The following is a 16923-nucleotide window of genomic DNA, read 5'->3' as shown; positions in this document are numbered from 1 at the left end:
CAATCGGGCAAGTGATCGAACGGCCGCGAAATCCGACCCGGCATGACATAATGGATACATTATCATCATGCCTTTTCTTTTGCAGCCGCCCCTCCTATCGTGCCGGCTGATCGAGAGGAGACCCATGATGAGCGAGACGCAGGATATCGCAATACTTGTACCAGGAAAGCTTCACCCGCATGCGGTGGAACGCATCAATGGGCGCTTTCGGCTTGTGCGGATCGATCGTGCCGATCCCGCGCTTCTGGACGATGCGATGAAGAAGGAGGTCAGGGGCGTAGCCTCCATGACAGCGATCGACGCAGGTTTCATCGACGCCCTTCCCAATCTCGAGATCATCGCCAATTTCGGCGTCGGCTATGATGCGGTGGACGCTGCGCATGCGGGCAAGAAGGATGTCATGGTCACCAATACCCCGGATGTCCTGACCGAGGAGGTGGCCGATACCGCGCTCGGGCTGCTCCTCTGCACGGTACGCGAACTGGGGCGCGCTGAGAATTATCTGCGGGCGGGAAAGTGGCGTTCCGACGGGCCCTACCCGCTGACGAAGGGTAGCCTGCGCGGGCGCAGCGTCGGCATTTTTGGCATGGGGCGCATCGGGCGGGCCATCGCCCGGCGCATCGAAGCCTTCGGCCTGTCCGTCAGCTACCACAATCGCCGCCAGGTCCACGGCGAGGATTACACCTATCACCCGTCTCTCGTTTCGCTGGCGGAAGCTGTGGACACGCTGATCTCGGTTGCGCCCGGCGGCGAGGCGACGGAGAAGGCGGTCAATGCGGAGGTCCTGAAGGCGCTCGGGCCGAACGGCGTCTTCGTCAATATCGGGCGCGGCAGCACCGTCGACGAGGTCGCGCTGGCCGAGGCGCTGGCCGACGGCACAATACTGGCGGCCGGGCTCGATGTCTTCGCCGATGAGCCGAATGTGCCGCAGGCCTTGCTCGCTTGTGAGAACGCGACCCTCCTGCCGCATGTGGGCTCCGCCTCGATCGCCACGCGCCAAGCAATGGCAGATCTCGTCGTCGACAACCTCATCGCCTGGTTCGAGGAAGGCACACCGGTCACGCCGGTATGGGAGACACAACACGTCCAGTCCGGGCGCTGAAGCGACGCAAGGTTCGGTTAACGTTGGGCGGCAATAATGACGCACTTGTCGAAAGTTCGGAGTGCTCCCTGTGAAGATGATGACCTCCTTGTTGCTGGTAGGCGCTCTTGCGGGCGCATCCTTTGCGATATGGCCGGAGGACCGCATGGTGGAGGTCAGCAAGGCCGTGGCTGAAAAGGGCGGGCTTTTGCGTTATCGCCTCAGCGTTTCCGGCCGAGACGGAAGCTGTTTGGTCGAAAAGGGCGTGGAAATGGGGCTGGATGCGGCCGAATTGAAGGCTGAGGACGACTGCTACCAGTTGCTTCCGCGCTTGGCCGATGCGCGGATATGGAAAAGGAGCGGCGAAGGGGACGTGGTTTTCGCCGCGGCGGACGGTAGGGAGATCGCCCGGTTCTTCGCTGCTGACGGCGTGGCCTTCGAATCGCTCAAGCCCGCCTCGCCGCTGATGTCGCTGACGGCCGAATAGGCTACTCGGCCGCCGCTGCGGGTCTGCGGGCGCTTGCGTGGGCCCGGACGGCTTCGCCGAAGGCTTCGAAGATCCTGCGGGACGCATTGTCGGTGGCAGCCCAGTATTCGGGATGCCATTGCACGCCGACCGCGAAGGCCTTGGCGCCTATGGCGGAGACCGCTTCTATGGCGCCATCCGGGGCCACCGCTTCCACGGCGAGATTGGGACCCAACCGGTCGATGCCCTGGCGGTGAACCGAGTTGACGTTGATCTCAGCGGGACCGAAGATGCCCGCCAAACACGACCCCTCCTCGATATGAACCGGATGGCGGATGGCGAAACGTTCGTCCTGACTGTCGCTTTCGGGCGCGCGGTGATCCATCGCGCCCTTGCGCTCCTGGATTTCGCCGGCAAGCGTGCCGCCAAGGGCCACATTCATCTCCTGAATGCCGCGGCAGATAGCGAGCAACGGAACGCCACGCTCGATCGCCTTGCGGATCAGGGGCAATGTGGTCGCATCGCGACGCTCGTCATAGGGGCCGTTTTTTTCGTCCGCTTTCCTGCCGTAATGGCTGGGGTTCACATTGGACTTCGAGCCGGTGAGCATCACGCCATCCACGGATGAAAGGAGGCTGTCGAGATCGAGACGGTCGCCGAAAGAGGGCACCAGCACGGGCAAGACGCCGGCCGCCGACAGGGCAGCCTCCAGATATTGGTCCGGCGCGGCGTGCCATGTGTATCTCTCGAATTCCTTGACGTCCGTGGAGACGGCAACGAGCGGCTGGTTCATCCTGATCGGCCTCTTTCTGGCGCTGGTAATCCTGCTCACATCTAATCGTCGTGAGACGGCTTTCCAACTGCTTTCGCCGTGGCTGCAACAGGGAAAGCGTTTTGTGTGCAAGATTTTACCAAACGCAAAATGGATGGGTTCGCCCAACTGGACTTGGCGCAAGACGCGTGTATTGATACGGCCCGGCTTCGGGGGAGGATGGCGCGGGATGCCACAGCGCCCCGTATCCGTTTGAAAAATGATCCTCATTTCCGGGAGGTATTCCATGGATCGCCGTTCATTCATCAAGAAGGCGGGATTGGCCGGCGCGGGCGTTGGCGCGTCCGCTCTTGCAACGCCCGCCATCTCGCAGGGCAACCAGACCTGGCGCATGGTCACCACGTGGCCGAAGAACTTTCCAGGGCTGGGCGTGGGTGCGCAGCGCCTGGCCGACCGCATTACCGCGGCTTCCGGCGGACGCCTGACCATCCAGGTCTATGCCGCCGGCGAACTCGTGCCGCCGTTGCAGTCGCTGGACGCCGTCATCGACGGTTCGGCCGAGATGAGCCATGGCGCCGCCTATTATTGGCAGAACAAGAGCATCGCCCTGTCGTTCTTCACGGGTGTCCCCTATGGCATGACTTCCCGCGAGATGGCCGCATGGGTGCGCTACATGGGCGGCCAGGAACTCTGGGACGAGATCTATGACCAGTTCGGCGTGCAGGGCTTTTTGTCCGGCGACACGGGCACGCAGGCAGGCGGCTGGTTCCGTAAAGAACTGACCGGTCTATCCGATGTCCAGGGCCTTCGCTTCCGCACCCCCGGCCTCGGCGGCCGGGTTTGGGAAAAACTCGGCGCGACCGTCACCAACATGGCGGCAGGCGAAATCTTCCAGGCGCTGCAGTCCGGTACGCTCGACGCGGCGGAGTTTGTCGGCCCCTACAACGATCTCGCTCTCGGCTTCTATCAGGTGTGCAAGAACTATTACTTCCCGAGCTTCATCGAGCCCGGCCTTGCCACCGAACTCGTCGTCGACAAGGCGAAGTATCAGGAGCTGCCTACCGACCTTCAGGCAATCATCAGGGATTGTTCGCAGGCCGAATATGACCAGGTCGCTTCCGACTTCTACGCCAACGACCCCCGCGCCCTGAAGACGCTGGTCGATGAGCACGGTGTGATGGTGCGTACCTTCCCCGACGATATCATGCAGGCCGGGGCCGATGCCGCTGTGGAAATCATGACAGGGCTGCGCGATTCCGACGATGCGCTGACGAAGAAGACGACCGAGAGCTTCCTCGATGCGCTCAGAGTTCTGCGTACCCGCAGCGAAAGCACCGACGGCGCTTACATGCAGGCGCGCGAAAAGTTCTTCAAGATCTGATCGAAGATTCTCCGAACTGAAAAAGCCCGGGCTTGTCCCGGGCTTTTTTGCGGGCTGTTGATTCAGCCGTTCGGTTTAGGGTCGCCGCGAAAGCGGTCAGTTGTAGATCGCCCTTGGCAGCCAGGTGGCGATCTGCGGGAAAGCGAACATGATCGCGATGGCAATAAGCTGAAGAACCACGAAGGGGATGACCCCCTTGTAGATCATCGCCGTCGTCACCGAATTGGGTGCGACGCCGCGCAGGTAGAACAGCGCGAAGCCGAAGGGCGGCGTCAGGAAGCTCGTTTGAAGGTTGACGCCCACGAGCACGCCGAGCCAGACCGGATCGACATCCAGCGCAAGCAGGATCGGCGCGGTGATCGGGATCACGATGAAGATGATCTCGAAGGTATCGAGGATGAAGCCCAGCAGGAACATGATGAGCATCACGACGGCGACGGCCATCAACGTGCCGCCGGGCAGGTTGGTGAGGAATTCATGCACCAGGCTGTCACCGCCCATCAGGCGGAAGACGATGGAGAATACCGACGCGCCGAACAGGATGATGAACACCATGCAGGTGATCGAGGCGGTGGAGATTGCAGCCTCCCGCAATACGCGGAACGAAAGCCGCCAGCGCAGCGCAGCCAGTACCATGGCGCCGACGGCGCCTACCGAGGCGGCCTCGGTGGGGGTCGCTATGCCGCCGAGAATGGAACCCAGCACGGTCATGATCAAAAGCAGCGGCGGCACCAGCGCCACTGCGATCTCGCGCATAAGATGCTTCTTCTCGTCTTCCGGAACGGGTGTGGCCGGGCACGATTCGGGATCGAAGATGGCCTTGGCGACGGCCCAGGCGAGGTATAGCCCGACCAACAGGACGCCCGGCAGCAGCGCGCCGGCGAAAAGATCGCCGACGGAGACCGGCGTGGGCGCGAAGTTGCCCTTCGCCATCTGCACCTGGGAGTTGATGCCGGAAAGCATGTCGCCCATGAAGATCAGCACCGTCGAGGGCGGGATGATCTGACCGAGCGTGCCGGAGGCGCATATCACGCCGCTCGCCAGGCGCGGATCGTAATTGGCGCGCAGCATGGCCGGCAGCGAGATCAGGCCCATAGTCACGACCGTCGCCCCGACCACGCCGGTGGAGGCGGCAAGAAGCGCGCCCACTACGATGACGGACATACCGAGCCCGCCGCGGAGATTGCCGAACAGCTTGCCCATGGTGAGAAGCAGTTGCTCGGCGATCTTGGAGCGCTCGAGGATAACGCCCATGAAGATGAACAGCGGCACGGCGACCAAGACTTCGTTGGTCATGAAGCCGATATAGCGATTGGCCAGGCTGCCGAAGTTCGAGGGATCGAAGACCCCGAGCGACATGCCCACGAAGCCGAACATCAGCGACACGCCGGCAAGGGTGAACGCCACCGGGAACCCGAGCAGCAGAAAACCGATGATGCCGAAGAACATGAGCCCGGAAAGGAGCTCGCCGATAAAGATCGGATCCATCAGATGCTGACCTCCGCCGGGGCCGTATCCTGCCGCTCATAGCGGAGCTTTTCCGGCAGCAATTCCTCGTTTCCAGTGAGGACGAGGATCGACCTAAGCACCATGGCGACGCCCTGGAGCGCGATAAGCGCGGCGAAGGCGAGGATGAAAGTCTTCAGAATGAACAAGCCCGGCATCCCGCCGACATTGGCGGAGGCTTCATGGATACGCCAGGAACGGGAGACGAAGGTCCAGCCATAGGCGAAAACGACCCAGGAGAAGGGCAGCAGGAAGAATATGACGCCTATGATGTCGACCATGGCCTTACGCCGGATGCTTGCAGGACGATAGAATATGTCGACGCGCACATGGTCGTTTCGCAGAAGCGCGAAGCCGGCTACGGCGGTGAACATGGCACCATTCAGCCAGATATAAAGGTCCTGCATCCACACGTAGCTGACGGAGAACACGTAGCGTTGTACGACGACGGTAAAACAGACCAGAACGATGGCCAGTGACAGCCAGGAGAAGATGTTGCCTATCAAGGCATTCAGCCCGCTGATGGCGCGGACGAGAAAAGCAATTGCGCGCACCGGCCTATACCTTCCCTATGCGGCAGATCGGTCTGCGCGACCTATACGACTTCATCGGTTTCCCCCTGGCTCGGCCTTACGGGAGCTTGATCTTGTTATGCATGTTGCCCCTGCGGCGGGCGGTCTTTAGCAGCTTTATGGGAAGGGAAAAAGTGAGCGAGACAAAAAACTGTGGCATTTGCGAGATTTGATCTTTCGGGCCGGAGCGCCCACCTGTGGTAAATGCGTCCGTCAGCCCGAACAGAATCATTCGTGTTCCGAGGTTCCAGCAAAACAAAATGTCGCCGCAGCCGCGAAGAAGCGGGCAGGTCTTGCGGATTTTTTCAAGAGGGCGATTTCGTTTGACCGGCTGCGAAGGCAGGAGAAAGATGTCCGGATGGTTGGAGCCGTGACTCACCATTCCGTCCAGGAGGAAGCGATTTATGACGCTGCATGAGATATCGCTGACGGACAAGTACGATCTTGCGAAGGACCGCATCTTCGTCTCGGGTTCGCAGGCGGTCGTTCGTATGCTCATGATGCAGCGCGAGCGCGACCGGCAGGCGGGACTGAACACGGCGGGTTTCGTGTCGGGCTACCGCGGCTCTCCGCTTGGCGGCTTCGACCTGCAGCTCTGGAAGGCGCGCAAGGAGCTTGCCGCCTCGAATGTGGTTTTCCAGCCGGGGCTGAACGAGGAATTGGCGGCGACGGCCTGTTGGGGCTCACAGCAGACGGAGCTCCTGGGCGACGGCCGCTACGACGGCGTTTTCGCCCTGTGGTATGCCAAGGGACCGGGTGTGGACCGCACGGGCGACGTGTTTCGCCACGCCAACCTGGCAGGGACCTCGAAGCATGGCGGGGTACTGGCATTGATGGGCGACGACCATACCGCCGAATCCTCGACGGTGGCGCATGCCAGCGAGTTTGCCTTCGTCGACGCTATGGTGCCGATCCTCAATCCGGCCGGCGTGCAGGAGCTTATCGACTATGGGCTCTACGGTTACGCGCTGTCGCGCTTTGCCGGCACCTGGGCGGCCATCAAATGCGTGAAGGACAATATCGAATCGACGGCCTCCGTGGACGTCGCACAGGACCGGCTCGACATCGTGCTGCCGGAGATCGACCTGCCTCCCGGCGGCCTGCATATCCGCCATGAGGTGAACCAGCTCGGCCAGGAGGCGCGGCTGCACGACTACAAGCGGGCGGCAGCGGCCGCCTTCGTGCAGGCGAACGGCCTCAACCGGATCGTCTTTTCCGGTGGGCGGAATCCGAAGATTGGTATCGTGACGCTCGGGACGAGCTATCTCGATGTTCGGCAGGCACTGGACGATCTGGGCATAAACGAGGAACGGGCGAGCCAGATCGGCTTGCGGCTGTTCAAGGTGGCCTGCCCGTGGCCGTTCGACTACCAGCACATGGCGGAGTTCGTGCGCGGGCTCGACATGGTTATCGTGGTCGAGGAAAAGCGCTCGCTGGTCGAGGTGCAACTGCGCGAAAACCTCTACGCGACGGCCAATCACCCGCTCATCATCGGCAAGTCGGACGAGCGCGGCGAGCGCCTGTTCTCGCCCACCGGCGGCCTCGACCCAAACGACATCGCCATCACCATCGGCGAGCGCATCCTGAAGGTGATCGGTCCGTCGGAGGAGATCTCCGCGCGGGTAGCCCGGCTGCGCCAGTTTCAGGCCATGCTGGCCGACACGACGGATGTCGCCACGCGCACGCCCTATTTCTGCTCGGGCTGTCCTCACAACAGTTCGACGCGGGTACCGGAAGGTTCGATTGCCGGCGGCGGTATTGGCTGCCATTTCATGGCGCTGTGGATGGACCGCGACACGGTCGGCTTTACCGCGATGGGCGGCGAAGGGGCGCAATTCATCGGTCAGGCGCCGTTCTCCAAGCGGCAGCATTATTTCCAGAATCTGGGCGACGGGACCTACAATCATTCCGCCTCCCTGGCGCTGCGCTTCGCGCTCGCGTCGGGAATGAACATCACCTACAAGATCCTCTATAACGACGCGGTTGCCATGACCGGCGGGCAGCCCCACGAGGGCGGCCTGACCGTCGACATGATTGCCGAGCAGGTGCGCGCGGAAGGCGTATCGCGCATCGCAGTCGTCTCCGACGAACCGGAAAAATACAAAGGCGCCATCGATTTCCCCAAGGGAACCACGATCCACCACCGGGACGATCTGGACGGCGTCCAGCTCAGCCTGCGGGAGACGAAGGGCGTCACCGTCCTGATCTACGACCAGACATGCGCCGCTGAAAAGCGCCGCCGGCGCAAGCGCGGGACGTTTCCCGATCCCGACAAGCGGGTCATCATCAACGAGCTGGTTTGCGAGGGCTGCGGCGATTGCGGCGTCAAGTCCAACTGCGTCTCCGTGCAGCCGGTGGAGACCGAGTTCGGCCGCAAGCGGCGCATCGACCAGTCGAGCTGCAACAAGGACTTCTCCTGCGTCAACGGGTTCTGCCCGTCCTTCGTGACGGTGCACGGCGCGAAGCTGAAGAAGCTAGAGGGCGCGGCGGGCGGCGAGGATCCGCTGAACCGTGTGCCGGAGCCGGCGCTTTTCCCTTTGGACGATCACGGCTGGGCGGGCGTTGTAGATGGCATCGGAGGCACCGGCGTTGTGACGATTGGAGCCATTCTCGGCATGGCGGCCCACTTGGAAGGCAAGGGGTCTGGCATCATAGACATGGCGGGACTTGCCCAGAAGGGCGGTGCGGTATTCTCGCATCTGCGCATCGCCAAATTGCCGGAGCAGGTCTATTCGATCCACGTTTCGGCAGGAAAGGCCGATCTGGTTCTTGGCTGCGACCTTGTGGTTTCGGGTGCCAAGAAGGTGCTTTCGACGGTGCGGCAGGACCACACGATAGTCGTGGCCAATACCGCGGAGGTGATGCCCGGCGATTTCGCGCGGTCGGCCGATTTCTCGCTGCCGGTGGAACGGCTCAAGAAGGCGGTAGCGCAGGCGGCCGGCGAAGGCAAGTCGCATTTCTTCGACGCGACGCAGGCGGCGACCGTGCTGTTCGGCAATTCAATCGGCGCCAACATGTTCATGCTGGGCATGGCCTACCAGTTCGGCGGGTTGCCAGTTGCGGCGGAGGCGATCGAAAAGGCGATCCAATTGAACGGCCAGGCCGTCTCGATGAATATCAGCGCGTTCCATTGGGGACGCAGGGCAGCACACGATCCCGATTATGTGCGCGATGTCGTAGCCCGCGCTGCGCCTTCGCATTCCACTGATATCGCCAAGACCCTGGATGAGGTCGTCAAGCGCCGGGTGGCTTTCCTCACGGACTATCAGAACAAGGCGTATGCCGAGCGCTATCGTCAGCGCATCGAGAGATTGCGCCGGGTGGAAGAAAAAGCAGCGCCGGGTTCCACTGCCGTTACGGAGGCGGCCGCCCGCAACCTGTTCAAGCTGATGGCGATAAAGGACGAGTACGAGGTTGCGCGGCTTTACACCGACGGCTCCTTCCAGCGGCAGCTCGAAGCGGAGTTCGAAAGCTTCGACAGGCTGGAGTTCCACATGGCGCCGCCTGCCTTTGCCCGCAGGGACAGCGCTGGGCATCTGCGGAAGACCAGCTATGGGCCGTGGATGATGAAGGCATTTTCGCTGCTCGCCCGCGCGCGGCGGTTGCGCGGAACGGCGCTGGACGTCTTTGGCTACACCGCCGAGCGCCGCATGGAGCGGCAAATACTGACCCGGTATGAAGCCGACCTCGACCTGATCGAAAAATCGCTGCGCGCCGAGAAGATAGAAGCCGCCGCGGCGCTTGCCAGCATTCCGGCGATCATCCGGGGATATGGACATGTCAAGGAAGCCAATGCCGAAAAGGCGAAGCAGGAAAGGGCGCGCCTTGTCGACCGGCTGAAGCACGATGGGCCCGGCCCATTGCTGGAGGCGGCGGAATAGTGTATTTTCGCATCGCACAAATGATCGAATCATAAGCGATATCAGCTATAAAGCTTTCTTAAGTCGCCTGTGCGATAGCTGAGCCCGCGTAATAGGTGCGGGTAGTGAAAAACAGCAAGGCACACATTTCTGAAGACGTGTATGTCGGCTACATCCGGTCGCTGTTTCAGGACGTGGGTGTGCTGCCGATCGGCGCACTTTGCTTTGCCGCCATTGCCGTTTTGCTCTACCACAAGACGGGCAACGTCGTGCATCTTGCCATGGCCCCCCTCATGCTTGGAGCAGGCCTCTGGCGCTACTGGCTGATCACGCGCGTGGACCACGCCCTGATCTCGGACTATGCATCCGCGCTCCGCTGGGAGCAGCGCTACATCCTGTGGGGCTCCATCCACGGCTTGACCGTGGGCATGTTCGGGTTCAGCGCCCTTGTTCTGGGCGACGATTCATTCAGCGAACTGGCTGCTGTTTCGGCTGTATTGTGCGGCGCCATTACCATTGCCGGCCGCAATTACGGTTCGACCAAAATGGTCTCCATCCTGACCCTGACCGCCGTCTTTCCGATGGCGCTCGGGCTAATGCTCAAGGGCGACATCTATCACTTCACCCTGGGCCTTTTCATCGCCCCTTTCATGCTCGTGATCATGAAGATGGCGCACTTGGTCCGCACGGTGTTGTTTCACGCGATCAGCGAGGAAAAACGTTCTTCCCGGCTTGCGCAGCGCTTCGACCGGGCCCTCAACACCATGTCCCACGGACTGATAATGTTCAGCCCGGAAGGGCGGGTGGTTGTGGCCAACGCGCAGGCGGTCGAGAAGCTGCAGTTCCGCTCCTCCACCCAAATGATGGGCCGGTCGCTCAAGGCCCTGCTCACGCGGGGCGTGGCCGCCGGGCTGCTGGACCGCAAGGACTTCGAATATGCCGAGCGGCAGTTGGCGAAAGCGCTGCGTGAGGGCCGTAACCGGAAAGTCCTGCTGCGTCTCCTGGACGGGCGCTATCTCGAGTTTTCGGCACGAGAGGGCCGCGACGAGTTGGGGGTCCTGACTTTCGAGGAGGTGACGGCGCGTGTCGAGGCTGAGGCGAAAATCCGCTTCATGGCGCGCTATGACAGTCTAACGAATCTGTCCAACCGGGCTTTCTTCCATGAAGAGGTATCGGAACTGCTGGAAGGCGGCGATCGGGGTCGGTACTGTGCGCTGGCCGTGTTCGATCTCGACGATTTCAAGAGCATCAACGACACGCTGGGACATCCGGTCGGCGACGGCATGATCTACTGCGTCGCCGAGCGCCTCGCCGAATTCGCCAAGGACGACGTCAGGATCAGCCGTTTCGGTGGTGACGAGTTTACGATCTTCTTCAACCATGTCGAAGGCGAGGACGATCTCGCCATGCGCATGGATACGATATTCGAGGCGCTCAGCGGCGAGATTGACGTGGCCGGTAATCTGCTGCGCATCCAGGTGAGCAGCGGAGCGGCGCTCTTGCAAGTCGATGGGGCAAATGTCGACGATCTGATCGTCAAGGCTGATCTTGCGCTGTACCAGGCGAAGGAGTTCGGAAAGAATGGCTGGCGGCTGTTCCAGCGCGAAATGGACATTGCGTTCAGGAACCGCCAGACGCTGAAGGCTGACCTGCGCACTGCCATCCAGACGCGGAGCCTGCGCGTAGTGTTTCAGCCGATCATCGACATGCACACGATGCAGATCGGCGGCAGTGAGGCACTGTGTCGATGGGACCATCCGGAACTCGGCCCGATTTCGCCGGCCGCCTTCATTCCGCTGGCCGAGGAGATGGGCATCGTCTCCGAGATCAGCGAAATGGTGCTGTGCATCGCCTGTGCTGAATGCGCCAAGTGGCCGGATGGGCTGCGCGTTTCGGTAAACCTGTCTGCGAAGGACTTTCACAGTGCCGGCGTGGTCCAGAAGGTGAAGAACGCGCTTGCGGCGTCGGGCCTGGCGCCCGAGCGCCTAGAGCTGGAAGTCACCGAGACCGCGGTACTGGATGACACTTCCGCCACCAGCGCCTATCTAGAGGAACTGAAGAAACTGGGCGTGACGATCGCTCTGGACGATTTTGGGACGGGTTATTCCAGCTTGAGCTATCTGCACACGTTGCCGCTGGACAAGGTCAAGATCGATGGAAGTTTCGTTGCCGACATCACGAGCGACGAGCGTTCGCTTCGGCTTCTGAAGAGCGTGGTGGAGCTCTCCCGTAATCTCGGCCTGACGGTGACGGTGGAGGGGGTGGAAACCTTCGCCCAGCTCAAGCTCCTGTCGGACGCGGTTCAACCGGAGCTTGTCCAGGGATTCCTTTTCGGATCGGCACTGACGGCTTCCGGTATAAGGACCATGTCGGACCAACGCTGGTCTTTCAGCCACGAGTCGCAAGCATCTTTCAATCCCGTTTCTGCCTAAATGCTGCGCATCTGAACGACTGTGTGCCGAATTCTTCGTCAGTTTCACCGGTTGTTAACCTTAATGTATCGTAAATGTGAAACTTCGACTTAAATGCTTTACACGATCGAGCGGTGCACTACCCTGTGATTGTAGTAGACGAGGGGATCGGGCATGAGTTCCAGCGTTTCCGCGAACGCGAAGAGCATGGAAACTGGCGAGCGTGGGCCGATCAATCACTCCGGTCCTTCATCCAGTTTCGTTCGCAATGTCCTGGCGCTGCTGGAGCGCACTGAATATCGACGCTGCGAGAGTGGCGAAGACCTCGAGGCGATGTACCGGCTGCGCTATAAGGCGTACCGGCCGCACGGCTTCGTTTCCGAATCCCCCGCTCGCTCCACAAAAGACGATCTCGATGAATTGCCCAACAGCCATGTGTTCGGCATTTACATAGACAATTGCCTGGTGAGTACGGTGCGTCTCCACCAGATCGACCGCGACAATCCGCATGGCCCCGTGACCAAGGGGTTTGGCGACATTGTCCGGCCGATCATCGATCGGGGCGACAGCATCATCAATCCGAGCATGTTCGCCGCCGATCCGGATGTCGCCAGGGAATACCGGGTTTTGCCCTATGTCTCGCTGCGGCTGGTGATCGTCGGTTATGAATATTTCCGGTCGACCTATTGTGCCTGCCTGATCCGCCAGGAGCATACTGCGTTCTATCAACGCATTTTCGGTGCGCGCCAGATGAGCGCGCCGCGCCAATATCCGCCGATCAGCATTCCCCTTATGCTCTACGGGGGCGAGTGCGCCAAGGAGTTCGGGCCGATCGTGTCGCGCTTTCCGTTTTTCCACTCGACACCCGCCGAGCAGCGCCTGTTGTTCGGCCAGCCGGGCGAGGGCGAGACCACGCCTCTCACGGTTTTGCCGACAGCGAAGTATCTGCACCACGCTGCTTGATGACGCACGCTTGCCTTGGCCTCCTTTGAAGGTCATAAGCGGTAAGAGGTAATGCGCTGCCATCGGGACGGCAGTGCTCGTATTGCGTAGTGCCATGAGCCAAAAAGAAGATGCTGCCCGCGCCGCCATCTGGTCGGGCGAACTTACGGAAGGCGAGCTTGACCGCGCTGCGCGTGGCTTGGCCGAGCGCCACTATCCCAAGGGCAGTTATATCTGCCATCGAGGCGACAAGCTGGACTACTGGACGGGAGTCGCCGATGGGCTGGTGAAGATCAGCGCGATCTCCGCCCATGGCAAGGCAATGACCTTTGCCGGCGCAGCCAGCGGGAGCTGGTTCGGCGAAGGCTCGGTGCTGAAGGACGAGGCACGCAAATACGATCTCGTGGCGATTCGCGACACAAAGGTCGCCATGATGCAGCGATCGACCTTCATGTGGTTCTACGAAAACAGCACCGGTTTCAATCGCTTCCTCGTGCGCCAGCTCAATGAGCGGTTGGGGCAGTTCATCGCGACCACCGAATATGACCGCATCCTGCATCCCAAGGCGCGGGTGGCGCGCAACCTGTCGTGGTTCTTCAATCCCGTGCTTTATCCACGGACCGACAATGAGATCGAAATCAGCCAGGAAGAGCTGGGATTGTTAGCCGGTGTTTCGCGACAGGTCGTGAATCGGGCCATGAAGGAACTCGAGGAGGAGGGGCTCCTGCGATCGACCCATGGGCGCATCACGGTACTGCAACCGGACGCGCTGAGCCAGTACGATAGCTGAAAACAGCGCGAGCACCCACAATTCGGCCTGATAATAAAGGCAAAAGCTTCCCTCGTCTGTCAAGGGGCGTGTTGATTGCCACCCGGTTTCGTGGAAACTTCAACGCGGAAACATAAACCGGGCGCGGAGGAGCGCTCGGCAAGGGCGGCGGCAAGTCGCCGCAATGGGAGGAGGACGGATTGGCGCAACCTTTCGCGTCACCCGATACGCTTGTCAAATATCTGCTGTTGAACGCCGAACGGTTCAGTGGCCGACCTGCCATGCGTCACAAGGATTTCGGCATCTGGCAAAGCTGGACATGGGATCAACAGCTCGAAGAGGTGCGGGCATTCGCGCTCGGCCTGCAATCCGTTGGCTTCAAGCGCGGCGATCGGGTTGCCGTCATCGGCTCCAACAGGCCGCGGCTCTACTGGACCTTCGCGGCGGTGCAGTCGCTGGGCGGCGTGCCGGTGCCGGTCTATGCCGATTCGGTGGCCGAGGAGATGGCCTATGTGCTTGAACACTCCGAGGTGAAGTTTGCGGTCGTCGAAGACCAGGAGCAGGTCGACAAGCTGCTCTCCATCGCCGACCAGACGACCCGCCTTTCCGAGATCATCTATGACGAACCGCGTGGGCTGCGGGACTACGATCACGCGCATCTGCACGATTATTCGGCGCTGCGGGAGGCCGGCCTCAAACGGCTTGCCGATAGCCCGGATACGGCCAATGCCTGGCTGGAGGAGATCGCCAGGGGCAAGGGAGGCGATCTGGGCGTCATGCTTTATACGTCGGGAACCACGGGCCGGCCCAAGGGCGTGATGCTGTCGCACGACAATCTCGTGCGCTCGGCGCTCAATGCCAATGCATTCGACCGGCTGGACGAGCATGAGACGATCATCGCGTATCTGCCGCTCGCCTGGGTGGGCGACCACGTCTTTTCAGTGGCGCAGTCCTATACGGCTGGCTTTTGCGTCGCGTGCCCGGAGAGCGCTGAGACGGTGAACGAGGACCGGCGCGAAATTGCGCCGACCTATTTTTTCGCGCCGCCGCGGGTCTTCGAGACATTGCTGACGACGATCATGGTGCGCATGGAGGATGCGAGTCGGTCCAAGAAGGCGATGTTCCATTACTTCCTCGCCCATGCCCGCAAGGTCGGCGAGAAGATATTGAACGGCGAGGCCGTCAGGGCATGGGACCGCGTCAGATACGGCCTGGGCGAGTTTCTGGTCTATGGCCCGTTGAAGGATCGCATCGGCATGTCGCGGCTCCGCGTCGGCTATACGGCCGGCGAGGCGATCGGTCCGGAGCTTTTCAGCTTTTACCGGTCGATCGGACTAAACCTCAAGCAACTCTACGGGCAGACGGAGGCGACGGTCTACATCACGGCCCAGCCGGACGGAAACATACGGCCTGATACGGTGGGGCTGCCGTCGCCGGAGGTCGAGATCAGGATCGCCGACAGCGGCGAGGTCATGTACCGGTCGCCGGGTGTGTTCCTCGGCTATTACAAGAACGAGGAGGCGACGCGGGAAACCAAGACGCCCGATGGCTGGGTGCATACCGGCGATGCCGGCTTCTTCGACAGCGACGGCCAACTCAGGATCATCGACCGCGCCAAGGACGTGGGAAAGCTTTCAAACGGCGCGCTGTTCGCTCCGAAATATATCGAGAACGCGCTGAAGTTCTTCCCCGACATCAAGGAGGCTGTCGCCTTCGGCCACGGCCGGGACTTCTGCGCCGCCTTCATCAATATCGACCTGCAGGCCGTCGGCAGTTGGGCGGAGCGCAACAACATTGCCTATGCATCCTATCAGGAGCTGGCGGGCCATCCGCGCGTCTATGAAATCATCTCGAATCATGTCGCCGAGGCCAATCGCCGGCTGGCGGCGGAGCCTATGATGGCGGCATCCCAGATTCGCCGCTTCCTCGTTCTGCACAAGGAACTCGATGCCGATGACGGCGAACTCACCCGCACCCAGAAGGTACGGCGTTCCTTCATCGCCGAGCGCTACGACGCCCTGATCGAAGCGCTCTATGACGGCAGCCCCGAGATATTTGCCGAGACGCAGGTTACCTATGAGGACGGGCGCAAGGGTGTCATCAGCGCCAATATACGCATCGTCGATGCCGAGATCGTGGCGACGGACGGGAGTCCGATGGCGGAGGCGGCGGAATGAACCAGCGTCCCGATCATAAGCAGATGACCACGCCCGACGACGGCATCGCCGCGGGGGCGGTACTTCTCGATGTCAGAAACGTCTCGCTGGCCTTTGGCGGCGTCAAGGCGATAACGGACATTTCCCTCAATGTGAAAAAGGGCGAGATACGTGCCATCATCGGCCCGAACGGCGCCGGCAAGACGTCGATGCTCAATGTCATCAACGGCTTCTATACCCCGCAGGAAGGAACGATCACCTTTCGCGGCAAGGAGCGGCGGGCCATGAAGTCGCATGAGGCGGTGGGCCAGGGCATTGCACGCACCTTCCAGAATGTCGCGCTCTTCAAGGGCATGTCGACGCTGGACAACATCATGACCGGGCGCTCCGTCATGATGAAGCGCAACATCGTCTGGCAGATGCTCTGGCACGGGCCGGCGCTCAATGAAGAGATCGAGCATCGCGAGAAGGTGGAGGAGATCATCGATTTCCTCGAGATCCAGCACATCAGGCGCACTCCCGTGGGCAAGCTGCCCTATGGCCTGCAAAAGCGGGTCGAGCTTGGGCGCGCGCTTGCCATGGAGCCGAGCCTGCTTTTGCTCGACGAACCGATGGCCGGCATGAATCTCGAAGAGAAAGAGGACATGAGCCGTTTCATCATCGATGTGAACCAGCAGCGTGGTACAACCATCGCGCTCATCGAGCACGATATGGGCGTGGTGATGGATCTGTCGGACCGGGTGGTCGTGCTCGACTACGGCAAGAAGATCGCCGATGGCACGCCCGATGAAGTGAAGAACAACCAGGATGTGATCGACGCCTATCTGGGCGTCCCGCATGGAGAGGAAATGCCATGATGATGGATATATCGCTTACGCCGCTCGTCTCGCTGATCGCCGGGATACTGATTCTCGTCGTACCTCGGCTGCTGAACTATATCGTCGCCTTCTATCTCATCCTGATCGGGCTGATCGGGTTGTTTCCAGGGATCATGGGATAGCATGAAC

General features: G+C 61.1%; 14 protein-coding genes. 10 read left to right on the top strand and 4 right to left on the bottom strand.

Translation table 11 applies throughout. The annotated features are described in order from the left end of the window. Positions 1 to 124: 124 nt before the first annotated feature. Both N1058_RS15985 and N1058_RS15980 read left to right on the top strand, forming a co-directional pair. Positions 125 to 1102, top strand: coding sequence for a 2-hydroxyacid dehydrogenase (locus N1058_RS15985; protein WP_265518606.1), 978 nt, complete (start codon positions 125 to 127; stop codon positions 1100 to 1102). 70 nt (positions 1103 to 1172) lie between these two features. Continuing rightward, positions 1173 to 1568, top strand: coding sequence for a hypothetical protein (locus tag N1058_RS15980; protein ID WP_265518605.1), 396 nt, complete (start codon positions 1173 to 1175; stop codon positions 1566 to 1568). Position 1569: 1 nt separating this feature from the next. Here N1058_RS15980 and N1058_RS15975 read toward each other — a convergent pair whose 3' ends face one another. Next, positions 1570 to 2340 carry a gamma-glutamyl-gamma-aminobutyrate hydrolase family protein gene (locus N1058_RS15975; RefSeq protein WP_265518604.1) on the bottom strand — a complete coding sequence of 257 codons (771 nt, stop codon included), beginning with the start codon at positions 2338 to 2340 and terminating at the stop codon, positions 1570 to 1572. Positions 2341 to 2605: 265 nt separating this feature from the next. On the opposite strand from N1058_RS15975, the gene N1058_RS15970 reads away from it, so the two are divergent. Further along, positions 2606 to 3700, top strand: coding sequence for a TRAP transporter substrate-binding protein (locus tag N1058_RS15970; RefSeq protein ID WP_265518603.1), 1095 nt, complete (start codon positions 2606 to 2608; stop codon positions 3698 to 3700). A gap of 96 nt (positions 3701 to 3796) precedes the next feature. Here the strand turns inward: N1058_RS15970 and N1058_RS15965 are convergent, their stop codons facing one another. The 3 genes from N1058_RS15965 to N1058_RS15955 all read right to left on the bottom strand — a co-directional run bounded on the left by N1058_RS15965 (position 3797) and on the right by N1058_RS15955 (position 6160). Beyond that, entirely contained in the window at positions 3797 to 5188 is a 1392-nt protein-coding gene (locus N1058_RS15965; RefSeq protein WP_265518602.1) for a TRAP transporter large permease, read from the bottom strand. Then, positions 5188 to 5760: a TRAP transporter small permease subunit gene (locus N1058_RS15960; protein WP_265518601.1), complete on the bottom strand. Its 573-nt coding sequence runs from the start codon at positions 5758 to 5760 to the stop codon at positions 5188 to 5190. Before N1058_RS15960 ends, N1058_RS15965 begins: the two co-directional genes overlap by 1 nt. Positions 5761 to 5836: 76 nt before the next feature. Then, entirely contained in the window at positions 5837 to 6160 is a 324-nt protein-coding gene (locus N1058_RS15955) for a hypothetical protein (RefSeq protein ID WP_265518600.1), read from the bottom strand. Positions 6161 to 6182: 22 nt separating this feature from the next. On the opposite strand from N1058_RS15955, the gene N1058_RS15950 reads away from it, so the two are divergent. From N1058_RS15950 to N1058_RS15920, 7 genes are all read left to right on the top strand, one after another. After that, the gene (locus tag N1058_RS15950) at positions 6183 to 9659 is read left to right on the top strand and encodes an indolepyruvate ferredoxin oxidoreductase family protein (protein ID WP_265518599.1); all 3477 of its coding nucleotides are present in this window, start codon (positions 6183 to 6185) and stop codon (positions 9657 to 9659) included. 104 nt (positions 9660 to 9763) lie between these two features. Continuing rightward, positions 9764 to 12070 carry a putative bifunctional diguanylate cyclase/phosphodiesterase gene (locus tag N1058_RS15945; RefSeq protein ID WP_265518598.1) on the top strand — a complete coding sequence of 769 codons (2307 nt, stop codon included), beginning with the start codon at positions 9764 to 9766 and terminating at the stop codon, positions 12068 to 12070. Positions 12071 to 12223: 153 nt separating this feature from the next. Then, complete coding sequence (locus N1058_RS15940) at positions 12224 to 13012, top strand: N-acyl amino acid synthase FeeM domain-containing protein (RefSeq protein WP_265518597.1); 789 nt, start codon at positions 12224 to 12226, stop codon at positions 13010 to 13012. A 94-nt stretch (positions 13013 to 13106) separates the two neighbouring features. Beyond that, positions 13107 to 13781 (top strand): Crp/Fnr family transcriptional regulator, encoded by a 675-nt coding sequence (locus N1058_RS15935; protein ID WP_265518596.1) that lies wholly within the window; start codon positions 13107 to 13109, stop codon positions 13779 to 13781. Between the two features lie 179 nt (positions 13782 to 13960). After that, positions 13961 to 15937 (top strand): AMP-dependent synthetase/ligase, encoded by a 1977-nt coding sequence (locus N1058_RS15930; protein WP_265518595.1) that lies wholly within the window; start codon positions 13961 to 13963, stop codon positions 15935 to 15937. Further along, the gene (locus N1058_RS15925; protein WP_265518594.1) at positions 15934 to 16773 is read left to right on the top strand and encodes an ABC transporter ATP-binding protein; all 840 of its coding nucleotides are present in this window, start codon (positions 15934 to 15936) and stop codon (positions 16771 to 16773) included. Before N1058_RS15930 ends, N1058_RS15925 begins: the two co-directional genes overlap by 4 nt. Then, positions 16770 to 16916 (top strand): DUF3096 domain-containing protein, encoded by a 147-nt coding sequence (locus N1058_RS15920; RefSeq protein WP_265518593.1) that lies wholly within the window; start codon positions 16770 to 16772, stop codon positions 16914 to 16916. The genes N1058_RS15925 and N1058_RS15920 overlap by 4 nt, the downstream gene beginning before the upstream one ends. Positions 16917 to 16923: the final 7 nt, after the last annotated feature.

It is taken from the genome of Nitratireductor luteus, from assembly GCF_026162365.1.
In the GTDB taxonomy this organism is placed as follows: Bacteria; Pseudomonadota; Alphaproteobacteria; order Rhizobiales; family Rhizobiaceae; genus Chelativorans; species Chelativorans luteus.
Note: the sequence above shows the minus strand (reverse complement) of the source record. Positions and strands in the feature narration are given on the sequence as shown.

Coding starts and splice junctions, on each gene's coding strand:
- N1058_RS15950 (WP_265518599.1), top strand. CDS start 6,183: ATGACGCTGCATGAGATATCGCTGACGGACAAGTACGATCTTGCGAAG.
- N1058_RS15965 (WP_265518602.1), bottom strand. CDS start 5,188: ATGGATCCGATCTTTATCGGCGAGCTCCTTTCCGGGCTCATGTTCTTC.
- N1058_RS15955 (WP_265518600.1), bottom strand. CDS start 6,160: ATGGTGAGTCACGGCTCCAACCATCCGGACATCTTTCTCCTGCCTTCG.
- N1058_RS15985 (WP_265518606.1), top strand. CDS start 125: ATGATGAGCGAGACGCAGGATATCGCAATACTTGTACCAGGAAAGCTT.
- N1058_RS15925 (WP_265518594.1), top strand. CDS start 15,934: ATGAACCAGCGTCCCGATCATAAGCAGATGACCACGCCCGACGACGGC.
- N1058_RS15935 (WP_265518596.1), top strand. CDS start 13,107: ATGAGCCAAAAAGAAGATGCTGCCCGCGCCGCCATCTGGTCGGGCGAA.
- N1058_RS15920 (WP_265518593.1), top strand. CDS start 16,770: ATGATGATGGATATATCGCTTACGCCGCTCGTCTCGCTGATCGCCGGG.
- N1058_RS15940 (WP_265518597.1), top strand. CDS start 12,224: ATGAGTTCCAGCGTTTCCGCGAACGCGAAGAGCATGGAAACTGGCGAG.
- N1058_RS15970 (WP_265518603.1), top strand. CDS start 2,606: ATGGATCGCCGTTCATTCATCAAGAAGGCGGGATTGGCCGGCGCGGGC.
- N1058_RS15975 (WP_265518604.1), bottom strand. CDS start 2,340: ATGAACCAGCCGCTCGTTGCCGTCTCCACGGACGTCAAGGAATTCGAG.